A 5,322-nucleotide genomic window follows, 5' to 3' on the forward strand; every position below is an offset into this window, starting at 1 on the left:
CGACATTCCTGGAGACACCGAAAAGCGGCCACGAAAATGGGTGGACGGGAGAAGGGAACCGGTGGACTGGACGGGGGTGGGGTGGACGGCGGAAGGGAAGCAGCTGGACGGGACTGGACTAAACGGGACGGGACGGGATAAGGGAAGCAGCTGGACTGGACTAGACGGGACGGCAGCAGGGAAGCGGCTGGCGAAACGGACGGGAGCCAGAAACCCACTGGCCACCGCGGCCGATACACAGCGGCAGAGCCGCGACCGGTGTCCTCGACGGTCACCTATGCCGGTGATCAGCTTCTATCGGCTGTCACATCCGCCGTTTCCGGAGCTGGTGCGTCGCAAAAGGGTGCGAGCCGCTTCGACATCACGTCGATGGCCTGAGGGTTTTCGTCCACGCAGACGAACTTTCGGCCGAGCTTCCCAGCTACAGCTCCCAACGTTCCGGATCCCGCGAAGAAATCGAGCACCCAGTCGCCCTCGCGGCTGCTCGCGGCAACGGCCCGTCGGAGCAGCCCCTCCGGCTTCTGCGTGGGATAGCCAGTTTTTTCGCGCCCGGTCGGTGACACGATGGTGTGCCACCAGACGTCCGTCGGAAGCTTCCCGAGTGCCACCTTCTCAGGAGTGACGAGCCCAGGCGCCATGTATGGCTCCCGGTCCACTTCGGCGCTGTCGAAGTAGTAGCGCGACGGGTTCTTGACGTACACGAGGATGTTGTCGTGCTTGGCCGGCCACTTCCGTTTGGATCGGGCCCCGTAGTCGTAGGCCCAGATGATTTCGTTGAGGAAGCATTCGCGGCCGAACAGGGCATCGAGCATGACCTTGGCATAGTGCACCTCGCGGTAGTCGAGGTGCAGGTACAGGGTGCCGTCGTCCGTGAGGAGGCGCCACGCTTCGGTCAGACGCGGCGCCAGGAAGTCCCAGTAGTCCTCGAAGGCGTCGTCGTAGCTAGCCAACATGCCCTTGACCGTGGAATAGCTCATGCCCTTGAAACCCACGCGGTCACCGGCGCCGGCGGCGCTGCGAACCATGGTGGTCTGCTGCCGACGCTGGGCCCGCCCCGTGTTGAAGGGCGGGTCCACGTAGATCATCGTGAACGATTCGTCCGGCAGGGTGGCCAGATACAGGGCATTGTCGGCGTGGACCACGAGATTGCTGCCGCCCGGAGTCCACACAGGAACACTCATGGAGTCCTAGTCCTCGGCGCCACCGGCCGGCTTTGCGACGACCTCACCGTTCCGGCGGCGCGTGCGGCTCCGGCGCGGACGGTCTGCCGCCGGAGTCCCGGATCCTGCGTCGGCGGACGCGTCCGGAGCAGGACGGCGACGGCGGCTGCCGGCTCCGTCGACCTGGCTGTGGCTGTCGCGGGTCCCGGCGTCCGGCCCGGTGCTGCCGGCACTCTGGCTGTCGGACCGGCCTCCGCGGCTGTTCCGACCTCCGCTCGAGCGGCCGCCCTGGCCGCCTCGTGTACCAGAGCCGGCGCCGGCGCTGCGTCCCCGCCCGGCGTCGTCCGAGCCGCCGCGGTTCTTCTTGCCGGTCTCGCCGAGATCCTCGAGGGTTTCCGCGCCGATGCCTGCCAGCTTGCGTGCGTTACGGGGCAGGCGGCCCTTGGTGCCTTCGGGGATGTCGAGCTCCGTGAACAGGTGCGGGGAGGAGGAGTACGTCTCCACCGGTTCCGGAGCATTGAGGCCCAGGGCCTTGTTGATGAGCCCCCAGCGCGGGACGTCGTCCCAGTCCACGAACGTGACTGCTGTACCCTTCTTGCCGGCGCGGCCGGTGCGGCCCACGCGGTGCAGGTAGGCTTTTTCGTCCTCGGGGCACTGATAGTTGATGACGTGCGTGATGTCTTCGACATCGATGCCGCGCGCAGCCACCTCCGTTGCGACGAGAACATCGATCTTGTCGCCGCGGAAAGCACGCAGTGCCTGCTCGCGCGCGCCCTGACCGAGGTCACCGTGGATCGCCCCGGCGGCGAATCCGCGGTCGATGAGCTCCTCGGACAGTTTCGCGGCAGTGCGCTTGGTCTTGCAGAAGATGATGGTGCGGCCGCGGTTCCTCGACTGCAGGATCCGCGCGACAACCTCGGCTTTGTCCAGGTTGTGGGCGCGGTAGATCACCTGGCGGATGTCTTTCTTGGTGATGCCCTCATCCTCGGGATCCGCGGCACGGATGTGGGTGGGCTGCGTCATGTAGCGCCGGGCCATGGCAATCACCGGGCCGGGCATGGTGGCGGAGAACAGCAGGGTCTGCCGGACCGGGGGAGTAGCTGCGATCAGGGTTTCGACGTCGGGCAGGAATCCCAGGTCAAGCATCTCGTCGGCCTCGTCGAGGACCACGATCTTGACGTTCTTGAGGACGAGGAGCTTCTGCCGGTACAGATCGATCAGGCGGCCAGGAGTGCCGACCACGATCTCGACGCCGCGCTGCAGGGCCTCGATCTGCGGCTCGTAGGCACGGCCGCCATAGATGGTGACGATCCGTGCGTTGCGTTTCTTGGCCGCCGTCGTGAGGTCACCGGCCACCTGGACGGCGAGTTCACGGGTTGGTACGACGACGAGCGCCTGAGGAGCTCCGGGAACAGGGAGTTTTTCGTATCCCTCGTCATCGGGGCCGACCACACGCTGGATGGCGGGGATGCCGAACCCGAGCGTCTTGCCGGTACCGGTCTTGGCCTGGCCGATGATGTCGTGTCCGCCGAGGGCAATGGACAGTGTCATCGCCTGGATGGGGAAGGGGTGGATGATGCCGGCATCGGCCAGCGATTCGACGATGTCGGCTCGCACCTTGAAGTCCGCGAACGTCTCGGGAACCTCGGCATGCGGCTCTTCGGTGGTGACGAGCGTCGTCTCGACGTCGATGGCGTCGTCGCTGTTATCGGCCTTCAGGTGGTGCGGCAGGGCGTCGGTCGTGTTCTCAGTGTTCAATTAAGTACCGTTCATTTAGGCAAGGCGGCCGCCGAGGCTCAACGGGTGGCTGGGGAGAAATCCAGCTCGGAGCACATCGGAGGCGCAAAGCGTCCTGTGGAAGCCGATCGCGGGCTTGCAACTGCGTGCGGACTGAAACCTGGAGTCCAGCGCGTTCAGCGCGGAAAACTCGGGATCGAGTAGGTACTGCGGGTCATCGGAATTGTCGATGACGACCGGGCATCCATTACTACCCCTCAAGTCTACCCCGCCCGCGCTGGGCTTTCGGCATCGGCGTCGCCGGAGTGGCGGGCAGGGCGGCCAGCGGCGGGACGCATCTCGAAGCGCACCCGGCGGTGCTCGACGTCGGCCTCCACCAGCGTGACCCGCACGGTTGCACCGGCGACGAGTTCGCCGTCGCACGGGGCTTCGACAGGCGGATCGAAAAGCTGCACGGTCCCCGACGGCCGCTGCTTCGGTTCGGACCCGTTGCTCCGGGGGGAGCCCTGAAGGACAACCGCCTCGAACTCCTCGCCCACGCGGCTGCTCAACACGGCGGCCCGCACTGCCTCCAGGGCGCCGGACTCCATCCGGGAGGCTGTCTGGTTCGAGGCGTTCATCAGACCGTTCAACGTCGGCAGCGCATCGCGGACCCAATGCGGTACTTCCCTGCCCCCACTGAGCGCCTCGCAGATGACCAGGACGAAGCGGTCGACCAACCGGCGCAGCGGTGCTGTCGTGTGGGCGTAGGGCGCCGCGATGGCGGACTGCTCGATGTCGTCGGGAACCTCGCCGTCGAACGCCGTATACTCCGCGCCGCGGAACAGGAACGCGGCGGCGTGCATCAGTGCGAGCTGCCGGGGCGACGCCGTGTCGAGTGTGCGAAGGAACGCCCCGTAGGACAGCTCCTTCGGCCACGGCGTTCCCAGGATGCGTGCCTGGTGACGGAACCTGGCAAGTGCAGCGTCGTCGGGGCCCGGCATGGTCCGCAGGATACCGATTCCTCCGTCGATCATCATCCGGCCGGCGGCCATGCCGGTCATCAGGGAGATCTGCGCGTTCCAGTCCTCGGAGGCCAGGGACGGCTCGGTCTGGATCGCGAATTGCCGGCCGTCGTGGAAGATTTCCTGGCGCGGCAGGTTGAGGCTCGACCCCCCGCGCCGTATCTCCTGCTCCACGCGTTTGGTTCCGATCTCGCGGAGCAGGGAAAGAATCCCGGGAAGTCCGGGGAAGCCGTGAGGTGCGGTTCCCTGCAGGATATCTTCGACCTGCTGGTAGGTGAGCTGGATCCTGCTGCGCATCCTGGCCCGCCGCACCGTCACCGAGTCGACCGACGCATCGGAGGCGAGCGCGAATTCCCAGACGAACGCCGGGCGCTCGACTCCCGGGAGCAGGCTCGCGGCTGCGTCGGAGATGCACGCCGGATAGAGGAGCGCCCGGCCGTCGGGTGCGTAGACCGTCTGCCCCCTGCGGCGTGATTCGGCATCCCCTGCACCGCCCGGCTCGACGAACCCGGGAACGTCGGCGATCGCGTACCACACACGGTAGCCGGATCCACGGCGTTCCATGAAGAGGGCCTGGTCGAGATCGGTCGATTCGGGCGGATCGATAGTGAGGAACGTGAGGTGGGTGAGATCTTCCTGTGGGGACACGTGCGCTTCGATCGACTGCTCCGCCTCGGCAAGGACATCCGCGGGGAAGCTGTCGACGATGCCGAGCTCCTCCCGGAGTGCAGAGAGGGCTGCTGCGAGGAGATCCTGCGACTCCCCGTTCCTGGTATCCAGCTGATTCGATGGCACAAGCTCACCGTAATACACGGAACCGAAGACGGGGCTGAAGTTGCGTACTCTTAGCAGAATGGAAAACCGCCCACCTGACAGTGCCCTGCCGAGTGACGACCCACTGCACCAGGAGCCGGCAGATACCGTGGGAAACACTGCCGACGGAACCTCAGCACCTGCCTTCACCCCGGGCCACAGCGACCCGCGGTACTTCCGCTTCATCGTGGACCTGTTCGGGGTCATCGCGTACGGCGAGCTGTCCGGGTTCGAGCGCCTGTCCTCGGATGCACGGTTCTCGCCGAGTCTCGCGGACCGCGCTGGGCTCGGGCGGCTCGCCGTCCTCGAATTCGAACACTTCGAGATGGTGGGCCGCCATCTCGCCGGCCTGGGCGTCGACGTCGAGGAAGCGATGGCGCCGTTCCAAGCTTCAGTGGACTCGTTCCATGAGCGCACGCGCCCGGGGGATTGGTATGAATCCCTCATGAAGGCGTACGTGATCGACGCCATCTCAGGGGACTTCTACCGGGCGCTCGCGGACCGGCTGGACCCCGCCACCCGCTCACTGATCGGCAGCATCGAATCCGGGGAAGGATCACCACTGCTGTACCGGCGGCTCAAGGAAGCGCTCGCCGACGACCCGCGCC

Annotated in this window: 4 protein-coding genes; 1 reads left to right on the forward strand and 3 read right to left on the reverse strand. The window is 66.3% G+C overall.

The genetic code is table 11. The features are described 5' to 3' along the window. Nucleotides 1-287: 287 nt before the first annotated feature. From Y704_RS20100 to Y704_RS20110, 3 genes are all read right to left on the reverse strand, one after another. Nucleotides 288-1,181 carry a DNA-methyltransferase gene (locus tag Y704_RS20100; RefSeq protein ID WP_051476863.1) on the reverse strand — a complete coding sequence of 298 codons (894 nt, stop codon included), beginning with the start codon at nucleotides 1,179-1,181 and terminating at the stop codon, nucleotides 288-290. Nucleotides 1,182-1,187: 6 nt separating this feature from the next. Then, nucleotides 1,188-2,918, reverse strand: a complete 1,731-nt coding sequence (locus Y704_RS0109195; RefSeq protein WP_026549906.1) for a DEAD/DEAH box helicase — start codon at nucleotides 2,916-2,918, stop codon at nucleotides 1,188-1,190. Between the two features lie 242 nt (nucleotides 2,919-3,160). Next, nucleotides 3,161-4,696 carry an RNB domain-containing ribonuclease gene (locus Y704_RS20110; protein WP_051476864.1) on the reverse strand — a complete coding sequence of 512 codons (1,536 nt, stop codon included), beginning with the start codon at nucleotides 4,694-4,696 and terminating at the stop codon, nucleotides 3,161-3,163. A gap of 58 nt (nucleotides 4,697-4,754) precedes the next feature. On the opposite strand from Y704_RS20110, the gene Y704_RS20115 reads away from it, so the two are divergent. Beyond that, a partial coding sequence (locus Y704_RS20115) for a ferritin-like fold-containing protein (protein WP_081747515.1) occupies nucleotides 4,755-5,322 on the forward strand: 568 nt, incomplete at its 3' end.

Source organism: Arthrobacter sp. Br18, from assembly GCF_000520555.1.
Taxonomy (GTDB): domain Bacteria; phylum Actinomycetota; class Actinomycetes; order Actinomycetales; family Micrococcaceae; genus Arthrobacter_D.